Source organism: Rhodococcus sp. 3258, assembly GCF_031456475.1.
GTDB classification, from domain to species: domain Bacteria; phylum Actinomycetota; class Actinomycetes; order Mycobacteriales; family Mycobacteriaceae; genus Rhodococcoides; species Rhodococcoides fascians.
The window spans coordinates 599,922-619,595 of record NZ_JAVDUT010000001.1; the positions used below are offsets into that span (position 1 = coordinate 599,922).

General features: G+C 64.1%; 22 protein-coding genes. 7 read left to right on the forward strand and 15 right to left on the reverse strand.

The window, feature by feature from the left end; translation table 11 throughout:
* Positions 1-31: 31 nt before the first annotated feature.
* Positions 32-985 (reverse strand): UTP--glucose-1-phosphate uridylyltransferase, encoded by a 954-nt coding sequence (locus J2X62_RS02710; protein ID WP_027496052.1) that lies wholly within the window; start codon positions 983-985, stop codon positions 32-34.
* A gap of 106 nt (positions 986-1,091) precedes the next feature.
* Here J2X62_RS02710 and J2X62_RS02715 point away from each other — a divergent pair, with 106 nt between their 5' ends.
* The 4 genes from J2X62_RS02715 to mscL all read left to right on the forward strand — a co-directional run bounded on the left by J2X62_RS02715 (position 1,092) and on the right by mscL (position 3,502).
* Entirely contained in the window at positions 1,092-1,688 is a 597-nt protein-coding gene (locus J2X62_RS02715) for a 5-formyltetrahydrofolate cyclo-ligase (RefSeq protein ID WP_045842041.1), read from the forward strand.
* A gap of 143 nt (positions 1,689-1,831) precedes the next feature.
* Positions 1,832-2,176, forward strand: coding sequence for an FmdB family zinc ribbon protein (locus J2X62_RS02720; RefSeq protein ID WP_032373126.1), 345 nt, complete (start codon positions 1,832-1,834; stop codon positions 2,174-2,176).
* Positions 2,177-2,265: 89 nt separating this feature from the next.
* Positions 2,266-2,928 carry an RcpC/CpaB family pilus assembly protein gene (locus J2X62_RS02725; protein WP_032373038.1) on the forward strand — a complete coding sequence of 221 codons (663 nt, stop codon included), beginning with the start codon at positions 2,266-2,268 and terminating at the stop codon, positions 2,926-2,928.
* A 94-nt stretch (positions 2,929-3,022) separates the two neighbouring features.
* Positions 3,023-3,502: a large conductance mechanosensitive channel protein MscL gene (gene mscL, locus J2X62_RS02730; protein ID WP_032371230.1), complete on the forward strand. Its 480-nt coding sequence runs from the start codon at positions 3,023-3,025 to the stop codon at positions 3,500-3,502.
* 109 nt (positions 3,503-3,611) lie between these two features.
* Here the strand turns inward: mscL and J2X62_RS02735 are convergent, their stop codons facing one another.
* The 7 genes from J2X62_RS02735 to J2X62_RS02765 all read right to left on the reverse strand — a co-directional run bounded on the left by J2X62_RS02735 (position 3,612) and on the right by J2X62_RS02765 (position 10,783).
* Complete coding sequence (locus J2X62_RS02735; protein WP_032373039.1) at positions 3,612-4,061, reverse strand: hypothetical protein; 450 nt, start codon at positions 4,059-4,061, stop codon at positions 3,612-3,614.
* A gap of 120 nt (positions 4,062-4,181) precedes the next feature.
* The gene (locus tag J2X62_RS02740; RefSeq protein WP_032373040.1) at positions 4,182-4,979 is read right to left on the reverse strand and encodes an MspA family porin; all 798 of its coding nucleotides are present in this window, start codon (positions 4,977-4,979) and stop codon (positions 4,182-4,184) included.
* 764 nt (positions 4,980-5,743) lie between these two features.
* Entirely contained in the window at positions 5,744-6,241 is a 498-nt protein-coding gene (locus tag J2X62_RS02745; protein ID WP_197077495.1) for a molybdenum cofactor biosynthesis protein B, read from the reverse strand.
* Between the two features lie 89 nt (positions 6,242-6,330).
* A complete protein-coding gene (locus J2X62_RS02750) occupies positions 6,331-7,854 on the reverse strand; it encodes a trypsin-like peptidase domain-containing protein (RefSeq protein ID WP_310177238.1) in 1,524 nt (507 codons plus the stop codon).
* Positions 7,855-7,954: 100 nt separating this feature from the next.
* Positions 7,955-9,349, reverse strand: a complete 1,395-nt coding sequence (locus tag J2X62_RS02755; protein ID WP_230595145.1) for a HAMP domain-containing sensor histidine kinase — start codon at positions 9,347-9,349, stop codon at positions 7,955-7,957.
* A 56-nt stretch (positions 9,350-9,405) separates the two neighbouring features.
* Positions 9,406-10,092 carry a response regulator transcription factor gene (locus tag J2X62_RS02760; RefSeq protein WP_027496041.1) on the reverse strand — a complete coding sequence of 229 codons (687 nt, stop codon included), beginning with the start codon at positions 10,090-10,092 and terminating at the stop codon, positions 9,406-9,408.
* 76 nt (positions 10,093-10,168) lie between these two features.
* Positions 10,169-10,783 (reverse strand): trimeric intracellular cation channel family protein, encoded by a 615-nt coding sequence (locus J2X62_RS02765; RefSeq protein WP_032373042.1) that lies wholly within the window; start codon positions 10,781-10,783, stop codon positions 10,169-10,171.
* 114 nt (positions 10,784-10,897) lie between these two features.
* Between J2X62_RS02765 and J2X62_RS02770 the strand changes: the two genes are divergently transcribed.
* Positions 10,898-11,179: a PASTA domain-containing protein gene (locus J2X62_RS02770; RefSeq protein WP_032373043.1), complete on the forward strand. Its 282-nt coding sequence runs from the start codon at positions 10,898-10,900 to the stop codon at positions 11,177-11,179.
* Here J2X62_RS02770 and J2X62_RS02775 read toward each other — a convergent pair.
* Entirely contained in the window at positions 11,176-11,604 is a 429-nt protein-coding gene (locus tag J2X62_RS02775) for a VOC family protein (RefSeq protein WP_032373044.1), read from the reverse strand. The two genes, J2X62_RS02770 and J2X62_RS02775, sit on opposite strands and share 4 nt — an antisense overlap.
* Before the next feature lie 78 nt (positions 11,605-11,682).
* Between J2X62_RS02775 and J2X62_RS02780 the strand changes: the two genes are divergently transcribed.
* Entirely contained in the window at positions 11,683-12,699 is a 1,017-nt protein-coding gene (locus tag J2X62_RS02780) for a magnesium and cobalt transport protein CorA (RefSeq protein WP_027496037.1), read from the forward strand.
* 64 nt (positions 12,700-12,763) lie between these two features.
* On the opposite strand, the gene J2X62_RS02785 is transcribed toward J2X62_RS02780, so the two are convergent.
* Positions 12,764-14,482, reverse strand: coding sequence for a metallophosphoesterase (locus tag J2X62_RS02785; protein WP_032373045.1), 1,719 nt, complete (start codon positions 14,480-14,482; stop codon positions 12,764-12,766).
* Positions 14,483-14,926: 444 nt separating this feature from the next.
* On the opposite strand from J2X62_RS02785, the gene J2X62_RS02790 reads away from it, so the two are divergent.
* Positions 14,927-15,223 carry a hypothetical protein gene (locus tag J2X62_RS02790; RefSeq protein WP_032373046.1) on the forward strand — a complete coding sequence of 99 codons (297 nt, stop codon included), beginning with the start codon at positions 14,927-14,929 and terminating at the stop codon, positions 15,221-15,223.
* A gap of 88 nt (positions 15,224-15,311) precedes the next feature.
* Here the strand turns inward: J2X62_RS02790 and J2X62_RS02795 are convergent, their stop codons facing one another.
* The 5 genes from J2X62_RS02795 to mrf form a co-directional block, all read right to left on the reverse strand.
* Positions 15,312-16,493 carry an RtcB family protein gene (locus J2X62_RS02795; protein ID WP_032373047.1) on the reverse strand — a complete coding sequence of 394 codons (1,182 nt, stop codon included), beginning with the start codon at positions 16,491-16,493 and terminating at the stop codon, positions 15,312-15,314.
* Positions 16,494-16,808: 315 nt separating this feature from the next.
* The gene (locus J2X62_RS02800) at positions 16,809-17,873 is read right to left on the reverse strand and encodes a VIT1/CCC1 family protein (protein ID WP_032373048.1); all 1,065 of its coding nucleotides are present in this window, start codon (positions 17,871-17,873) and stop codon (positions 16,809-16,811) included.
* Between the two features lie 77 nt (positions 17,874-17,950).
* The gene (gene rpmF, locus J2X62_RS02805; RefSeq protein ID WP_027496033.1) at positions 17,951-18,118 is read right to left on the reverse strand and encodes a 50S ribosomal protein L32; all 168 of its coding nucleotides are present in this window, start codon (positions 18,116-18,118) and stop codon (positions 17,951-17,953) included.
* Positions 18,119-18,121: 3 nt separating this feature from the next.
* Positions 18,122-18,382, reverse strand: coding sequence for a type B 50S ribosomal protein L31 (locus tag J2X62_RS02810; RefSeq protein ID WP_032365913.1), 261 nt, complete (start codon positions 18,380-18,382; stop codon positions 18,122-18,124).
* Positions 18,379-19,611 (reverse strand): ribosome hibernation factor-recruiting GTPase MRF, encoded by a 1,233-nt coding sequence (gene mrf, locus J2X62_RS02815; RefSeq protein ID WP_310179276.1) that lies wholly within the window; start codon positions 19,609-19,611, stop codon positions 18,379-18,381. Before mrf ends, J2X62_RS02810 begins: the two co-directional genes overlap by 4 nt.
* Positions 19,612-19,674 lie beyond the last annotated feature (63 nt).

Sequence of the window (19,674 nt, forward strand, 5' to 3'; positions counted from 1 at the left end):
GGCCCTTCCTCTATGGCATCGACCCGCGATGCTATTCGTACGTCGTCAGTTCCGGTGCCCAGCTGTCGCTCAAGCGTTCGTTCAGCCATTCACGCAGCGCGGGACCGTAGTCGTCGCGCTGCAAAGCAAAGTCAACCGCAGCGCGTAGGTATCCCCCGGGATTTCCGAGGTCGTGTCTCGATCCACGATGCACGACCACGTGAACGGGATGGCCCTCCTCGATCAGAAGTGCGATGGCGTCGGTCAGCTGCAATTCGCCGCCGGCACCGGGCTCGATCCGTCGCAACGCGTCGAAGATCGCGCGGTCGAGCAGATAGCGGCCCGCGGCAGCCAAGTTGGACGGTGCCTCTTCCTTCTTCGGCTTTTCGACCATGCCGGTGACTTTGAGGACGTTCGGATTGACGGCATCGGGCACGATTTCGACGGAGAAGACGCCGTAGGACGAGACCTTGTCGTCGGGAACCTCGATGGCGCACAGCACCGAGCCGCCGCGCTTGGCGCGCACCCGGGCCATGACGTCCAGCACACCACGCGGCATCACCAGATCGTCGGGCAGCAGCACCGCGACCGAATCCTCGTCGTCGTCGAGTGCTTCCTCGGCACATGCGACGGCGTGGCCGAGTCCGAGCGGTTCGTGCTGAATGACCGATTGCACGTCCAGAAGCTTGGGGGCGACGCGTACCTTCTCGAGCATTTCGAGCTTTCCGCTCGCTTCGAGCTTCTTTTCCAGAACGAGGTCCTCGACGAAGTGGGCGACGACGCCGTCCTTGCCGGGAGAGGTGACGATGACCAACCGTTGTGCACCGGAATCTGCCGCTTCTCCGGCGACGAGTTCGATACCGGGAGTGTCGACGACCGGAAGTAGTTCCTTCGGAACGGTTTTCGTGGCCGGCAGGAACCGGGTACCCATGCCTGCGGCGGGGACGATGGCCGTGCGGAAGTGCACAGGCGTGGCGGCGGTCGTCGCTGAAGCGGCTTCTGTCATGGTGCTCACCCTATCCGTGGTTTCTGGAGATTGGCTCGGCGTGTGCCCCGTTCGACCCCCGAGTGCATATCGTTGAACGACAGCACGAGAGGGAGAGTGAACCGTTGTGAGCGTTCCCGAATTTTCGGAGAACACGCCGAAGGATCTGTGGCGGGAGCATGTCCTCGCCGAACGCCGACTGCTCGACGATGCGCAACGCGCGATGGAGTCCTCCGCACTCTGCCATGCCGTCGGCGAATTGGCGGCCGAACACTCGGTCGTGGCGGCGTACGTTCCGATCGGCCGGGAGCCGGGGTCGATCGAGATGCTCGACGCGATGGCCGCGGCCGGAGCCACGGTTCTGCTGCCGAGTGCCCATGAGCCGGGGCCGCTGAAGTGGGCGCGTTACGCGGGTCGCGATGCGTTGGTGCGGGCACCGTACGGGCTGCTCGAGCCGTCGGGTCCACTACTCGAGCCCGACGCCGTCGGGCAATGCTCGGTGGTGCTGCTACCTGCGCTGGCCGTCGATCGCCGCGGTGTCCGGCTGGGCCGCGGAGCCGGGTTCTACGACCGGACTCTCGACCTGTGCGGTCCCGAGGCCATGCTGGTCGCCATCGTGCGCGACGAGGAGCTGTTCTCCCGGCTACCGGCCGAACCGCACGACCGCCGCGTGACGCACGCGCTGACTCCCGGGGGCGGGCTCGTACGCTTGAGTACGGAATAACGCTACGATTCGATTCGTTGGCACTCCTGACTGTAGAGTGCTAATGCTCTCCCCAGTTTCGACGAACAGACAAGACACCGGCGGTGTTCGGCCTCGGCCAGCAGAGCGCGAACCTCCTCGGTGACCAGCGCGGAGGAAACACGATGCCCACCTACTCATACGCCTGCACCGAGTGCGACAACCGCTTCGACATCGTCCAGTCCTTCACCGACGACACGTTGACGGTATGCCCGGCATGCTCCGGCAAGCTCCGCAAGTTGTTCAATTCGGTCGGCATCGTCTTCAAGGGCAGCGGCTTCTACCGCACCGACAGTCGGGGCAACTCCGGCACCGCCAGCGAAGGCGCGAGCGAGAAGAAGTCCGACGCCGCGGCCACGAAGTCGGAGACCAAGAGCGACTCGAAGCCGGCCGAGAAGAAGTCGTCGGATTCGTCCTCGTCGAGCAGCTCCTCCTCGTCCTCCTCCACGAAAGCTGCTGCCAGCCAGTAGTTTTCGGATCCATCCACAGGCCGGTCTGTTATCCACAGGCCGGCCTTTTCGGTCTATTCAGGCCAGTTGGGACCGCTACCGTTCCGGTCATGGCTGCCCGCAAGAACCGACTGGACTCGACGCTGCTCGACCGCTTCGCTCAGCGTCCCGCGTGGGTGGGATCGGTGAAAGTTCGACGCATCGCAGCGGGCATTCTGGTGGCCGTCGCAGTCCTGCTGTTCGTCGACGACGCCGCAGGCGACGATCGCGTCCGCGTCGTCACGGCCGGCCGCGACCTGACGCCGGGAACGATACTGACGCCGGCCGATGTTGCCGTCGCCGAATGGGATTCGGCCACGGTGCCCAACGGCGCAGTGCTCGATTCCGCCGACGTGGACGGACGGACACTGACCGGACCGGTTCGAGCAGGCGAATTGCTCACCGACGTCCGGCTGTTGGGCTCGCGAACAGCCTCCGCGGCGCTGGGGGCCGAGGCACGCGTCGTACCGGTCCATCTCGCCGATGCGGGCGTGACCGACCTACTCAGAGAAGGCGATCGGGTGGACGTCCTGACCGTCGAGACTCAGGAGAATCCCGACGCCCCACCTGCGGCTCGGATACTGGCATCGGGGGCGATGGTGGTGCTCGTCTCCGCCGAGGCCGGTGGAGGTCGGCAACGAGATCGGGTGGTGCTGCTCGCCCTACCGACCGAGGATGCGACGACGGTGGCAGCCGCGTCGCTGGTGAGCGCTTTGACGGTGACATTGCATTGAGCCGGTGCCCGGGCGGTTCACGGAGTCCGAAGTCGATCGATCTGGGTTAACGTCTGGCGAGACCGAAACATACCAAGAGATCGGAGAGCGGCTCATGCTGAAGGGATTCAAGGACTTTTTGTTGCGAGGCAACGTGGTCGACCTCGCGGTCGCTGTCGTCGTCGGCGCAGCATTCACTGCGATCGTCACGGCGTTCACCACGAACATCATCAACCCGTTGGTCGCCGCTGTCGGTGGCAGCAACGAACTCGGGTGGGGAATCAAGATCCTCAGTAGTAACGACGCCACGTTCATCAATATCGGCGCGGTCATCACGGCGATCATCAACTTCATCATCATCGCCGCGGTCGTGTACTTCGTGCTGATCCTGCCGGTGAACACCGCGAAGAAGCGCTTCGTCAGCCAGCCGGAGAAGGAACTGAGCGACGTCGACGTGCTGGTGCAGATCCGCGACATTCTCGCGGGTGGAACCACTGCAGGACAGAAGCTTTCGACCGCGGCCGACACCACCGGCGGCAGCGGCGAAGCAATCGATTCCTCCTCCCCCGACCTCGGCAAGCACTCGAAGGACTGACACCGGTCTGCTTCAACGAATGAATGCGCCATTCACGCTGTCTGACAGCGTGGATGGCGCATTCATTCGTTGTGGGGCGTGCGACAGGCCGAGAGGGCCCGTCAGGCGATCAGTTGGTGAACGTGGTCAGCGGTAGCTCGTCGAGCGTGATCGAGGTGCCATCCGCCTCGCAGGCGGACTTCACTGCTGCGCCGTTGTCGACGAACGCCTTGCCCGACTCGCTGTCGGGTTCCGACAGTTCGAGCGTGTCAGCCGGAATGGCGTCCGCGAACGTCGTCATCGCGCTGGCGACGTCACCGGACGCGGTGCCGGACAGTGACTTCACCTTGTCGACGGCCGCCTGCTTGTCCGCAGTCCACTGCTCGATGTTGGCTGCCGACCCCGGGCCCGCCTTCACCAGACCGACGAACGCATTGTGGTCGGCGGCGAAAGAGTTGCACACGTCGGTGTTCTGATCGGTGGCTGCCGAGTCGTCACCACCACTGCAACCGGTGAGCAACCCGAGAGCAACGACGGCTCCGGCGGCGAACACTGTGAAACGGGCTTTCGGGTAAGTCACTGCTTCTGCGCCTCTCTACATGTCGAACTGCGTTCGAGCCGAACATAGTTCAGGCCCGCACGGAGAATCCGTGCGGGCCTGAACCGGAAGAACTAGGAAACCAGAATCAACCGATCGAGATCAGTTGAGGCGAGTTGCCGGGCCGTACGTGGTGATCGAGTCACCCTTTGCGCTGAGCAGGGTGACGTACGGACGAACCGTGACGTTGCCCAGGATGCCCGTAGCGGTGCCGTGGACGCCGGCGAGCTGGATGGAGCCCTGAGCGCCTGCAGCGTCACCCTCGGTCTTGGAGATGTTCGCCTCTTCGTTGAAGGTGGCGATTGCACTCTCGGACTGAACGACGCCGCCGCCGGGAGCGAGATCGATGGTCGCAGTTGCCTGCGGGATCAGCTGAACGCCGACGTCGAGGTTGGACTTGCTCTCTGCAACGCCTGTCAGCGGGACGTCAGCGAGACCCTCGAGAGCGCCCGTGGGGTCGAGCAGGTCGCCCGCAGTCGTCGCGAGCGTTCCGGTGGTCGTGTTCTTCGAGCCGATGCCGAAGTTGGCCGAAGGCGAAGCCCACTCGACCGACACGCCGCCATCGAGGCTCAACGGGTAGCCGATCTGCAGGCCGGCGGTGAGGGTGCCCTCGAAGTCGTCAGCCGTGGGTCCCTGAACGTCGAAGGATGCGCGGCCGTCGTAGAACCACTCACGGGTGAGCGGGTTTCCGTCGAGAGGCGCAACGCCGCTGACGAAGGAGTCGGACAGCGTCAACGTCACGGTGTTGCCATCGGCGTCGACGATGGACTTCGCGCTGTCGACAGCGGCAGAAGCGGTCCCGGTACCGAGCACCAGGCCGACTACCGAAGCGCTGGCAGCAACTGCGACGCTCATGGACTTGAGTCCCCGGCTGCGCCGCGACTTCTGGATCTCCGTCATTTATTCCTCATCATGTTCAGTCCCAGCGCGGTGTCGCACGGGGAAGCTTGTGGCTTTCACCCTCGAACTGAATCGCACGCGTCAGTGTGTGCGAGCCCGAGCCGGATGGAGCCTGAAGGCCACATCCTCGTTTGTTCAGTTCCGAGATGAAGGGCGCGGCACCGGTTGGTCCCACGCCCTGATCCCTTGGAAGCTGAGGGGAACATTAGAGGAGATGCCTGACCGTGACAATCCCTACGATCGACGCTCAAACGTTGCCATCTCGTGATGTGTTTCGTCGGCGTGAACATCTTTCACACCCGTGTTAGCGATAACCTGCGTCACAGCATCTCCCGAGAAGTCGAAACCGTTACAGGTGCCGATCAGGAGTAAAACGACCCTGATATGGGAAGACGTGACGAGAGCCCTGTCCGGATTGCGCGATAAGCCCGGCCCACACCCGGTCTGTGGTGTCCGTTTTCGGCGGCTTCGCCCAGCGATACCGCCCGGTAGGTCGCTAACGACAGGTAAACGACTAACTAACAGAGCTGTCATTCCAGGCAGCGAAATGTGTTGTGGATCACACTAAAAGTAATGGGGTGGTCGCTGCTGCTTCAACCAATCGACCGACAAAGAGTCGCCATCGGGACCGTCGCCCCGGTCGTCTCCCGTCGCGTCCGGCAACACGTCTCCGAAGATACGAGCGAGCCGGGCCCGTTCTGCTCGGGCCCGGCTCGCTTCGTCGTCCGGTCGATTCTCGATCGGCTCGTCGTTCATCGCAGTGACTACGCGTCCAATCCCGACAGCTCGGCAATGACCTGACTCGCCAGCGGAGTCAGCGTCGCCATGCCGTCACGGATGGCCGCACGGGACGACGCAAGGTTGACCACCAGCGTGCTGCCCGATACTCCGACCAGTCCCCGAGACAGGCCCGCGTCCAACGATCCGGCTGCCAGGCCGGAAGAGCGCAGCGCCTCACTGATTCCCGGTATCTCGCGATCGAGCACCTCGGCCGTGACGTCGGGAGTGACGTCGCGAGGCGAGACACCCGTGCCGCCGACGGACACCACCAGATCGACACCGCCGATCACCGCGGTGTTCAGCGCGTTCCGCACGTCCACTTCGTCGGCCGTCACTGCCACCACACCGTCGACCAAGAATCCGGCCTCGGTCAACAGTTCGGTCACCAGCGGACCCGTCGAATCCTTCTCGTTGCTGTGAGCTGTCCGGTCGTCCACGATGACGACCAACGCGCGGCCGGCCAAGGGTGCGTCGAGTTCCATACCGCTCACCGTAGTAGTAAGGCCCGTACCCGGCTCACGCTGTGCGTAAATAGTTGCAATGGTGCCGTGCCTGCCGGCTTCCCTGAGCATCAGCGACCGCCCGGGAACGACGGGATCTGCAGTGAAGGAACCTGCGCAGCCGGTGCCGCAGCCGGCTCGGCCGTGCCCAGCGTCACGTCGACGGTCTTCTCGCTGCCGCCGTCCGTGTAGGTGATCTTCACCGAATCGCCGGGTGCGTGCGAACGCACGGCGGCGATCAACGCGTCACCACTGGCAACGATCCGATCGTCGACCTTGGTGATGACCGCGCCCTTCGGAATGCCTGCCGACGCAGCCGGGCCACCCTCGGTGACCTCGACGACGGTTGCGCCGTTGGCATCGTCCTTGGACGGCACCTGCACACCGATCATCGCTTGGGTGGCCTTGCCGGTGGTGGTCAGCTCGTCGGCGATCCGCTTGGCCTGATCGACCGGGATCGCGAATCCGAGACCGATCGAGCCGCTCTGTGCGCCGGAGCCCTCACTGCCGCCCAGAGTGGCGATGGCGGTGTTGATGCCGATCAGTTGGCCATCGGTATTGACGAGAGCGCCGCCGGAGTTGCCGGGGTTGATGGCCGCGTCGGTCTGAATGGCGTCGATCACCGAGTTCTGGTTGCCGGACTCACCGGACGTCGATACCGGGCGGTTGAGTGAGGAAACGATGCCGGTGGTGACCGTTCCGGCGAGACCGAGAGGCGAGCCGATGGCGACGACCTGCTGGCCGACCTCGAGGTTGGACGAGCTGCCCAACTCGATCGGGGTCAGATTCGTCTTTCCTTCGGCCTTGATGACGGCCATGTCCGAGACCGAGTCCGCACCGACGATGGTGGCGTCGGCCACCGACCCGTCGGCGAACGCGACGGTCAGTTTGCCGTTGGCCCCTGCGCCGGTGGCGACGTGGTTGTTCGTCAGGATCAGGCCGTCACTGCTGAGGATGACGCCGGAGCCCTCACCTTCCTGCTGTGAGCCCTTCACCCGAATCTGCACGACACTCGGCAGCACCTTGTTCGCGACGGCCTGAACGGAACCGTCGGGGAAGTTGGCGGCCGGTTGCGCGGCGGTGATCGGCGAGTTCAGCGAATTGGTGACACCGGCGTTGTTGCCGTTGGCGTTGTTGGTCGCGATGGCACCGACCGCGCCGCCGATTCCGCCGCCCACGAGGACAAGAGCAATCGCTCCGGCCACCAGAGCGGAACGGCCCGGCCGGGACTTGACGGTGCCCGATGCCGAATGAGGCTGCGGCGCAACCTGTTGGGGCTGCGCATGCTGACCGGGGTTGTGTTGACCGGCCTGCGAGTCGCCGTGCTGACCGTAGGGGCCGTAGCCGGGCTGGTACTGATTCTGCCCGTAGCCCGCGTACTGCTGTGGGTAGCTCTGCTGGGGGTGCGCCTGCTGCGGCGGGAATTGATGCGTCGGATTCTGCTGAGCCGGCTGCTGCTGGGTGGGCTGGTGTTGGGTGGGCTGGTGCTGAGTCGAGGGATCGTGCTCGCCGCCGTGTGAAGCCCGGTCCGCAGGATGATGCTGTGCACCGGCATCCCGTCCGGGCTGTTCTGGTTCGTTACGGTCGTCGCTCATCGCTGTTGCTTCCTTCGATAGAGACCTCGGCTTCGAGGTCGCCCGCCTTCTTGCTACTCACTGTGCAGGGCGGTACTGAGAGCGCGCTGAGACTCGCCTATCAGTTTGCCGAGAGTGTCTCGGGGTCCGCGGCACCCTCACCGGGCAACACGATTCGAATGAGAGCTCCACCCCGCTCGGACACCTCGACGGCAATCGTGCCGCCGTGTTTGACGACCACCTGCCGCACGATGGCAAGTCCCAGACCGGATCCGGGCATGGAACGCGATGCCGTCGAGCGATAGAAGCGCTCGAAGACGAGTTCGCGGTCTTCCTCCGGAATGCCGGGGCCCGCATCGTCCACTGTCAGCTCGAGCAGGCCGTCACCGATCTGCCGCATGGCAACTCGCACTTCTCCGCCACTGGGGCTCCACTTGGCCGCGTTGTCGAGCACATTGAGCACTGCCCTCGACAGGCCCGCCTGATCTCCGTAGACGAACCACGGCATGAGCGTGGCATCGAAGTCGATCTCGTTGCGGCGACGGCGAGCTCGTTCGAGGCTGCGCTCGACGGCATCGGCCAGATCGACCCGCTCGAACACCGTCTCGGGTGCGTCCTCGCGTGCAAGATCCACCAGATCACCTACCAGCGTGGACAATTCCTGAATTTGAGCTACCACGTCGGTTCGCAGCTCGGCCATGTCCTCGTCGGGAATGGACGGTGCACCCGGACGTCCCGCCGCGATCAACAGTTCCATGTTGGTGCGCAGCGACGTCAGCGGCGTGCGAAGTTCGTGCCCGGCGTCGGCGACCAATCTGCTCTGCCTGCCGCGAGATTCGGCCAAGGCTCGGAGCATCGTGTTGAAACTCTCGGTCAATCGGGCCAATTCGTCGTCGCCGGTCACCGGAATCGGCGTCAGATCGTCGGTACGCGCCACCCGCTCTGCGGCCGCGGTCAATCGTGCAATCGGCCGTAACCCGGTGCGCGCCACGGCCATGCCGGCACCCGCCGCCAACACCACACCGCACGCACCGACGACCAGTAGAACCCACGCCAATCGATCCAGCACTTCCCCGGTGGGCAGCAGTCGCTGCGCCACGATCAGGGTGCTGCCGTCCTTGGTGCGCAGCGCGAGCACTCGCTGATCGTCGAGTGTGCGCAGCGACGAGGCCTGCTCTCCGCGCACCACAGCAAGTTCCGAATCGCCGACGGGCACCTTGGGTCCGGGCGGATTGTAACTGGTCATGTCGGGGTAGATCAACGCCACACTGACGTCGGTGCTGTACAACGTGGCACCGGCCACGAACCGTGGGTCGTAGGACACCAGGTCCGATTCCGCCAATGCCGATGCGCGAGAACGCAACTGGGTGTCCACGTCGCCGTACAACGCGCGCGAGACCACGGTGTAGGCCGCAATGGCCATGACGGCCACCGCGATCGCCACGACGGACGCAGCCAACAGCGTCACCCGCCACCGCAACGACACCGATCTCGTCAACGGCGTCGGTGGCCGCATCGGCGGAGGCGGAAGTGCGCCGCCGTCGGGCGTCTTGCGCCCGAACGAACTGCCTATCACGGGGGCGTCTCGCGCAGGACGTATCCGACACCGCGAACGGTATGGATCAGTCGCGACTCCCCTTCGGCCTCGGTCTTGCGCCGCAGATACCCGACGTACACCTCGAGCGCGTTGCCGGAAGTCGGGAAGTCGTAGCCCCAGACCTCTTCGAGAATGCGACTTCTGGTGAGCACTCGGCGCGGATTGGTCATGAGCATCTCGAGCAACGAGAACTCGGTCCTGGTGAGGCTGATCGAACGCTCGCCGCGCGAGACCTCACGGGTGACCGGGTCCAGCGACAGGTCCGCGAACGTCATGGTCTCCGAGTCGATGCCGGCTTCCATAGCTGTGCGCCGCAACAATGCCCGCAGCCGAGCCAGGAGCTCCTCGAGCGCGAACGGCTTGGGCAGGTAGTCGTCTGCACCGGCGTCGAGACCGGCTACGCGCTCGGACACCGAATCACGCGCCGTCAGCACCAGGATCGGCAGGTCGTCGCCCACGCTGCGCAATCGCCGACACACCTCGAGGCCGTCGAGACGCGGCATCATCACATCGAGCACCAACGCATCGGGACGCGCCGCAGCTACCTGTTCCAGGGCATCGAGGCCGTCGACCGCCAGGTCCACGGTGTACCCGTTGAACGTGAGCGACCTGCGCAGCGATTCGCGCACCGCTCGATCGTCGTCGACCACCAGTATCCGCATCGGTACAGTTTGTCCTGGTCGACTGAGACACGGCTGAGAGGGGTGGTCGGTCGGTACGCGCACCGGCAGTCGAAGCTCACAACGTAGGTAGGTTCCGAGCCTGGGGCAGGTTCCATTTACGCCACAGGGCCAGCAATCTCAGGCCGGTCGCCAGTACCGTCCCCGCGACCAACCCGACGTTCTCCGGCAGGGTGAGCGCCTCGGCCACCACGACGGCCGTCGCACCGAGCAGCGCAGGTAGGGCATACAGGTCGCGGTGCAGCAGCAGGGGAACGTCGTTGACGAGGACGTCCCGGATGACGCCACCGGCCACGGCCGTCGTCGTCCCGATCAGCGCTCCCGATAGGGCGCTACCGCCGACACCCAAGGCGATCGTCGCGCCGGTCGACGCGAACAGGCCCATCCCGAACGCGTCGAGCACGAGCACGCCTCGGCGCACCTTGCCCATCTGCCGATGCGCGACGAACACCACCAGCGAGGCGAAGAAGCCGACGGTGACGTTCGGCCAGGTGTCCAGTGACGTCGGTGGATGGATACCGAGCAGCAGATCGCGAACGATGCCGCCCCCGATACCCGTCGTGATTCCGACGACGCAGACCCCGAACAGGTCGAGTCGTCGATGTACGCCGACCAAGGCACCGGACGCCGCGAAGACTGCGATACCGATGTATCCGAGGAGGTCGAGAAGCACCGAACGAGCATGTCATGCGACTGACAGCAGCTTCACAGCAACATCGAAACGGCGTCACAGCCTTCGGGAGCACGGTTGCGTTGTCATACAGGGCCGACGAGTAAGGACGAAGACATGGGCATCGGATTCAAGAAGACGATCGCCACCCTCGCGGTGGCTGGGGCACTCACTCTCGGCGGCGGTGCCATCGCCGACGCAGCGCCCGACCGCGCGACGCTTCCCGCAGTGTCCGGACTGACCGAATCGGACGCGGAGCAGGCATTGTCGGATGCAGGCTTCTCCGACGTGAACAGTGACTACGACCGTCCTGACGCGACGGTTGTCGGAACCAACTTTCAAGCCGGCGACAAGGTCAGTGAGAACGCCTCCCTTCTACTGATAGTCGGTGCCGGCTAAGTCAGCCGAACCGTCCCGTCGTCGTCGACGCGCCAACCGGGGTTGTGGCAGATTTCCCAGATGACTCCGTTGGGGTCGGCGATGTGGGCGTGATAGCCACCGAACGATGTCCGCTCCGGTGCCTTGATCGGTGTCGCGCCGGCCGCGAGAGTGGCCGCGAACATCGCGTCGACGGCCGCCGCGTCGTCGACGTTGTGCGCCAACGTGACCGAGCCGAGATCGTGTTCGCGCGGCGGCCGTCCCAGATCCCCGTCGAACGCGGTGGCGTCGTACAGACCGAGCACCGCACCGGGCCCGATCTGGAAGAACAGAATCTCGCCAGGAACGTCGAGCAACGGCGTCCACCCCAGGCCGTCGCAATAGAACGTTCGAGCGGCATCGAGATCCGCAGTGGCCAGAGTGGTGAAATGAACTTGCTGCTGCATCGCCCCATTGTTTCAGGCGATAGTCTCGGTCGGGTGCCGTCCGGCACATTAGAAGTTCTCGAACCGAGGTGACCCGAAGTGCCGATCGTCGACAATGCCGTCTATGTCGAGGGAAAGCGGACCGCGAATCCGGAGAGTCTCGACATCACGTTCGAGTGCATGCGTGACCGCCACGGTATGGCGTGGATCGGCCTGTACCGTCCCGAGATCAGCGAAATCAACGCAGTAGCAACGGAATTCGGGCTGCACCGACTCGCCGTCGAGGATGCCATCGCGGCGCATCAGCGGCCGAAGCTCGAACGCTACGCCGAGCAATTGTTCGTCGTTCTGCGACCCGCGCGGTACATAGACGAGACCGAAAAGGTCGAATTCGGTGAATTGCACATTTTTCTCGGAGCCGATTTCGTCGTCACGATCCGCCACGCCGAATCACCCGAACTCGGTCTCGTCCGACATCGACTGGAGGAATCGCCCGAGTTGCTCGCGCTCGGGCCCGAGGCCATCCTGTACGGAATCCTCGACCAGGTGGTCGACGAGTACGTCCCGGTGGTGAAGGGACTGCAGACCGACATCGACGAAATCGAGGATCAGCTGTTCACCGGCGATCCCAGCGTATCGAGGCGCATCTACTCACTGCTGCGTGAGGTGTCCGAATTCGACCGTGCGGCAAAACCTCTGGTGGAGATGATCGAATCCCTCAAGCGCGGGTCCGACAAGTATCACGTCGATGTCGAGCTGCAACGAAACCTTCGGGACGTGTTGGACCACGCAATTCGCATCTCCGACCGCATCGAATCGTTCCGATCCAACCTGCAGAACGCGATGACGGTGCACTCCACCATGGTGGCGCAGCAGCAGAACGAAGAGATGCGGAACATGACGCAGGTCAGCCTCGAGCAGAACGAACAGGTCAAACGAATCTCGTCCTGGGGCGCAATCCTGTTCGCGCCGTCGCTCATCGCCGCGATCTACGGCATGAACTTCGAGGACATGCCGGAACTGAAGTGGCACTTGGGTTATCCGCTGGCGCTGGTCGCCATGGTGATCTGCTCCAGCGCGCTCTACGTGGTGTTCAAACGTCAGAAGTGGCTGTAGAGCGGCTGCGCCGCACGTGAGTGGAAGTTCGTAGCAGGGGTCGAAGTTCCACTCACATGGGCACTCAGGAGGAACCGAAGATCGGGCCCACCGGGATATCGCGCTCGAAGGTGAGGCGATCGAATTCGTTGCCGTATTCGTCGATCGCTCCGATGGACATCGCGCTGGCCTTGATGCCCGGAATACCCGGCACCACATCGACTCTCACGAACGAGTAGTTCAGGAATCTCACTCGCGACCACGTGATCGACTCCGCCGACTTGGTGCCGTCGGGCGCCCAGACGTAGCTGTTCGGAACAGCCGTGTCCGGCAATTCGTGGCCCCGGTAGCTGACGCCCTCGCCGTCCTGGAACGTGTAACGCGGACGACCACCCCCGCCGACGGTGTAGTACACGGTGCCGTCGGTCTTTCCGCGAACCGTGGCGTTGTCGCCGGCGACCCGCGTCGCACGGTTGGAGCGGATCGGATCGGTGCGCTCGAACACGTGGTTGTGCGCCTGGAGCACCACGTCGACCTCGTACTTGTCGAACAGCGATACCCACGCGTCGCGTACGCCGCCGTCGCTCGCGTGCGTCGAGGTGGTCGAGTAGGCGCAGTGATGGAAGAAGCAGACGATGAAGTCGATGTTCGGGTCCGCCCGATACTTGGCGAGAGTCTGCTCCACCCAGGTGTTCTGGGCTCCGCCGCTGTAGCCGGTGTTGGCTTTGATCTCGTAGCTGACGTCGTTCGCGTCGAGCGAGAGCACCGCGGTGTTGCCGTACACGAACGAATATGCCGACGGGCAGCCTTTCGGCCCGGTGCTCGGTTGATCGAGACGTGCCGCGTGGCCGCCGTATCCGTTGGGGCTGTACAGCGCCTCCATGTCGTGGTTGCCGGTGGCAAACAACCACGGTGTCGTCGACGCGCTGGCCTCGATCGCCTGGAAGTAGCCGTCCCAGACGAAGGGATTGAACTTGTCGAATCCCTTCGGCGGCGTCTTGCCGTGGCCGGCGAACTGCGGTGGCAGACCGGCACCCGACGGGTCCGCGTAGGCGATATCGCCGGCGAGAATGTGGAAGTCCGGACGCGACGCCTCGATCTGGCGATTGATGTTGCGCGCGTGCTTGACCGACGGTTCGTTGTCGGCCTTGTAGTACAGGTCGTCGTAATCACCGGCCACCAGACCGGCTGGCTGCGAAGGGGTTTCGTCGACGCCCTGGTCCCCCATCATGGTGAAGCGGAACGGAGCGATGCGTCCGGTCGGCAGCGCCGGAGATGCGCTGCGGATGTCGCTGACGAAACCGTCCGCGGTACGCCATCGGTAATAGTGCGGCAGCTTGGGCGTCAGATTGTCGACGGGCACGTGCACGTAGTACTGCTCGGCCGACAGGATGCCGCCATCGGTCTGCGGAACCTGGCTGACGAGGTTGCGCACCTCGGCGGAGGTCGTGGCTCCCAACGCAGGCGTCGGGCCGTGATCGAGGAAGACACCGGTGATGCCGGGATTACGGGAAAGCTGAGCGGAGAATCGCAACTGCGTCGCCGGGTCGTTGCCGAAGCCCATGTGTCGACCGGCCACCGCCAGCGGGGCGTCCTGCGCATAGGCGGTGCGCGTGAACGCCGAATTACCGACGCCCACCGCGGCTGCCGTGGCTGCGGCACCGACCAGGAAGTTGCGTCGACTCACCGGGTGCCGCCGCAGGAACGACCGATGCCAGTCGTGTTGCTCGGCCATCGTCATGTTCTCGGCGAGCGTCCCCGGAATTCCGGTCGCGACGGTCTCGCCTGCGGGATTGAGCGTCATGAATCGATGGTGACCGCCGAGCCCCCTCGGACGCTGAACAGCAGAGCACATTGCAGGTGAACAGACGGAGAACAGCGAGGCACAACAGGACGAACGGGGACAATCCCGTCGAGAAGGAAGGCCCCACCGGACCAAGGGCAACGGCGGTTCAGAAAGGCCGCAACCTCACGCAACACTGCGGTAAAGATCGGTAGATATCCAGCCACACGAGCGCCAGTCAGAGCTCTTGAGATATCCGAGTGGATAATCGCGACAATTTGCTTGCCCATTCAGTGGACAACCAGCGCGCCGATGGCCGTACGCACTGCTACTGTGAGCACGAAACTTGAGGTCAGCGCCCGTTGGCTGAAGTTCGACGTGAGTTATACACCTCCGGTGATTGCACGCGCCCCTGTGGCTGCAGCCAGTCAGCGGGAGCCAACAGTTGAAAACCGAGGAGATGTCATGTTGAAGAAGTCGTTGACCGTAGCTGCACTGTCCATTGCCTGTGCGCTCGGATTCGCCCCGCTGGCGCAGGCCGCCGATGTGCCCGATTTCAAGGACAAGATCGAGGGCAAGTCGATCTCCGCCGCGCGAGCAATCATCAAGGACAGCGGCAACCTGATGCTGGTCAAGCTCGACGGCCCCATCAACGATTGCGCACTCGCAGATCGCACAGCAACTGCCCTGCGCTCGGTGTACTTCGCGCCCATCGACCGCAGCAACGTGACCATCACCTTCTCGTGCCCCGAAGAGGAGTGAGTCTTCTCCTCCCCTGAACGACACGAAGGACGCGCACCGAGAGTGATCTCGGTGCGCGTCCTTCGTCGTTCAACAGGGCCCTGCACCCTCAGGTCCCCTTGACGTTGAGAATCTGGCGTAGCTCGTGCTCGACGCTCACCAGGTCGCGGGCGTCCTCCATCACGACGTCGATGGACTTGTAGGCGTCGGGAATCTCGTCGATGAAGTCTGCACTGTCGCGAAACTCGATCCCCTTCATCCGCTCCTGCAGGTTCTCGTGGGTGAACCGCTTCCTGGCCTCGGTCCGAGAGAACTGCCGACCGGCACCGTGAGGAGCCGAGCACAGGCCGGCCTTGGAACCCTTACCGGCGACCACGTACGAACGCGTCCCCATCGACCCCGGGATGATCGCCTTCACACCCTCGTGTGCGTCGATTGCACCCTTACGGGTGAGCCAGACGTCCTTGCCGAAGTGCGTTTCCTTCACCGTGTAGTTGTGATGGCAATTGATTCGCTCGACTTCGCGATGGTCGTCCGTTCCCATCCACTCGGCGAACACCGCGCCGAACCGGTCCATCATCTCGGCCCGGTTCAGGTACGCGAACCGCTGCGCCCACTTCAGATCTCTGATGTACTGCGCGAATTCAGTCGAGCTCTCGGGCAGGTACGCGAGATCTTTGTTGGGCAACGAAATCCACCATTGGGCACACAATCGCTGCGCAATCGCGATGTGCTTCTTCGCGATCTTGTTCCCCACGCCCCTCGACCCACTGTGCAGAAACAGCCACACTCGATCGGTCTCGTCGAGGCACAACTCGGCAAAGTGATTGCCGCCGCCTAACGAACCGAGCTGCTCCCGCCACTGCGGTGAGTGGTTCAGCTCTACACCGTCCCTGGCCGCCAACTCCTCGAGTTCGAGCAGCTTTGGCGCAGTGAACTGCCATCGATCGACACCGACGTTGTAGTTGCCGGGCGAGAGGGGGATGCTGGCCTCGATGGCGAGTCGCAAATCCTTCAGGTTCCGTCCGTCGAGGTCATCGAGTGTGAATTCTGTTCGAACACCGATCATTCCGCAGCCGATGTCGACACCGACGGCAGCCGGAATGACAGCACCCAACGTCGGAATGACTGTTCCTACAGCACTTCCCATGCCGCTGTGCGCGTCGGGCATCAACGCGACGTGCGGATGCACGAACGGCATCGATGCTGTTTCGCGGGCCTGCTCGAGTGTCTTGTCCTCGAGTTGTGACGCCCAGTTGAGCAGCCGTAAGCCCACCTTGTTCGGGGGCATGATGTTCCTTTCTGCCCCCTCGGCGAGAGAGAGCTATTCGATGGGTCGCTGTTTGCCGGTGAGAGCAGCACACAGCTCGGATGAATATGCGCGCAGCACAATGCTCGGACGGACTCTCGTGTCGAGAGCCGCGCAGGGCAGACAAGTGGCGCGCATGGCGATGACCCTATCGAGCTGAAAGTCTCCGACGCGAGCTAATTAATTCGACCGTGAGGATGGGAGACGGGACAGAATGCACAGAAGTGCGCCGCTCAGAAGGGATCCCGTCGAGGTACGTCGCATTTGTGCATTCCTGCCCAGAACGCAGAGCGGAACCTACACTCCCCCACCGAATGCGAGTCCCAGTAGATACGTCGCCCCGGCCGCGCCGTATCCGATGGCGAGTTGTCGCAGTGCACGTTTGACGGGCGGACCGCCGCTGAGCAGTCCGACGATCAGGCCCGTACAGATCAGCGCCAGTCCGACGAGCACCGCAGCAACGGCAAGGGCCACATAGCCTTCGAGACCGAACAGGTACGGCAACACCGGGATGACGGCACCGGAGGCGAAGAAGCAGAAGCTCGCTGCGGCGGCACCGAGTCCGGTTCCGATGGATTCGTGCTCGTCGATGTCGGTGGCCGGTTCTTCGACGGCGGGGAGCAGTCGGATGATGTCCGCGGCTTTCGCGTCGGCTTCCTCGTGGGTCATTCCGCGAGCGCGGTAGACGAGTGCGAGTTCGTTGGCGTCGACGTCGAGGTGTTGAACGGCCTCATTTGCGGCGCTGTCGGGCGACGACGCCTCGAGCAGCTCGCGTTGCGAGCGCACCGAGACGTATTCGCCTGCTCCCATCGACAGCGCACCGGCAAGCAGGCCGGCCAGTCCGGTGACCAACACGATCTGGTTGGACACCCCGGATCCGCTGATGCCGAGCACCAGGGCGAGGTTGCTCACCAAGCCGTCGTTGGCACCGAACACCGCGGCGCGGAAGGTTCCCGAGAGCCGATTACGGCCGCGGGCAGCCAAAGCCCGGATGACCTCGGCGTGAATTTGCTCGTCGGCCGTCATTGCGTCCGTTGCGTCGGCGTCGGTCGCGTAGGGCGAGCGGGTCTCGGCGCGTTGCGCGAGGGCGAGCACGAACACCGATCCGAAGCGGCGCGCCAGCACGCCGAGGATCCGGGTACGAATGTCGCCTTTGAGTGGCATCCCGACGCGATCGCCGAGCAGATTGCGCCAATGCTGTTCGTGGCGGCCTTCCGCGTCGGCCAACTCGAGCAGAATGTCGCGTTCCTCACCGCTGCGCCTACCCGCCAGGTCGCGATAGACGGCGGCCTCGGCCCGCTCGTCGGCGAGGTACTGCCGCCATCGCTTGACGTCCTTCGACGAAGGTTCCGTTCCGTCCATCGAGCAAACGTACCGGGCTCCGCCCTCGTGCGCGTTGTGCGTACCTGGAAGGGCGCACAACGCGCACGAGCGGGGGGTCAGCTCGGGTCGTACACCCCGGCCTGGACCGCTTTGACCAACCTGCGCGGCACTCTGAACTCGCGGCCCTGAAAACGCACGGTCACGAGATCCGGGGCGACGGCTTTCCACTGTGCCCGTCGGCTACGCGTGTTGGAACGCGACATTTTTCTCTTCGGAACAGCCATGTCTCACGCCTCCTTTCGGCTTCGACGGCCGTAGCGCTTCTCGAACTTCTCGACGCGTCCCTGGGTGTCCATGACGCGTGTCGCCCCGGTCCAGAAGGGATGCGACTCGGACGAGACGTCGACGACGATCAGGGGGTAGGTGTTGCCGTCTTCCCACTCGGTCTCGCGGGCGGACGTGACGGTGGATCGAGTGAGGAACTTGTTCCCGGTGCTCGAGTCCTGGAACACCACCGGATGGTAATCGGGGTGGATGCCTGGCTTCATTCTGTTGCCTCTCGTGACTGGTCTGCGTACGGGGATTCGCTGCTCTCGCAGGGGTCTTCGTGCCACTGGCCGAACGGGTCGGTCCACGTGGCCCACTGAGCGGGATCGGTCATCTCGTCGTCGGACACCAACGCCCACTGCAGAGTTCGGTCGATCTCGGTGGGGTCGGCCTGGTGTACCAAGATCACCAAGGACGTGTCTCGATCGCCGAACTGCTCGTCCCACCGCAGCGCAGCCATCGCTCGCCTGGTTGTGTCGACGCGATCCTGTTCCACCGGAGTCATTGCCGCAAGCCACTTTCCGGCACTCGCCACCCGTAGTCCGCCGCCGGCCGATTCGATCCAGAGCGCTTCGTCGGGTTGCGTGGCCACCCACGCCCGTCCGCGGGCGGTGACGACGCCGTCGAGCAACACGTCGATGGCCTCGTGCAGTCGTTCGGGATGGAACGGCCGAGTTGCGGTGAACTCCACGAGTGCGACTCCGCAGTCGACGGACAAGGGCGGCTGGCCGCGCAACAGCGGAGAGTGGGCGTCGGTGATCTCACCGCGCCGGGCATCGAAGGGAACGGACGCGAGAACTGCTGGGCCGTCGACCATCGAGTCCTGAGAAACCCAGACGACGGGTGCGTTCGGTGCCAACCGCGCGAGGACAGCCGCGAGCCTGGCACGCTCCCAGGCGTCGATTTCGGGACCTGCGGTGACGACGAGCGAGTCGGAGTAGTCCACCTGGCCTACTACCAGCTGCGCGACGGTTCGATCGTCGTCACCGCTGGCGACGATGCCGCGGTCGGCCAAGGTGTCGTCGCCGGTGGCGTCGGCCAACCAGGTTGCCGCGTCGAGGCAGCCGATCACGGCCTCGATACGTACGTCCCTCGAGGCCGGTCCGTCGATCTGCCCCACCACGTCGGCGACGATGACGTTGTCCACCGCCCAGCACAACGCCTCGGGCTCGAGTGCGGGGTCCAGAACGAGCACGATGCGATCGACACTGCTGCGACTCGACAGTGCACGTAGCAGCGGCAGCAGGTCCTCGCGCAGCGTGCAGGAGACACAGCCGTGCGCCAGTTCCAAGATCGTCTCGCGCGGGTTCTCACCCAGGACGAACAACGTTCGGCGTACGACGCCCTCGGTGACGCGGCTCAGGTCGTGGCGGACTGCGACAGTTCCCGGCGCGAGCAGCGATGTCACGACAGCGTCCATGGCTCCGGTCCAGCCGGAGACGAGGACCATCGGGGTTCGATCGTCCGGTGATGTGTTCACGAGCGCCTTTCTTCTCGACAACGATTGTCATTC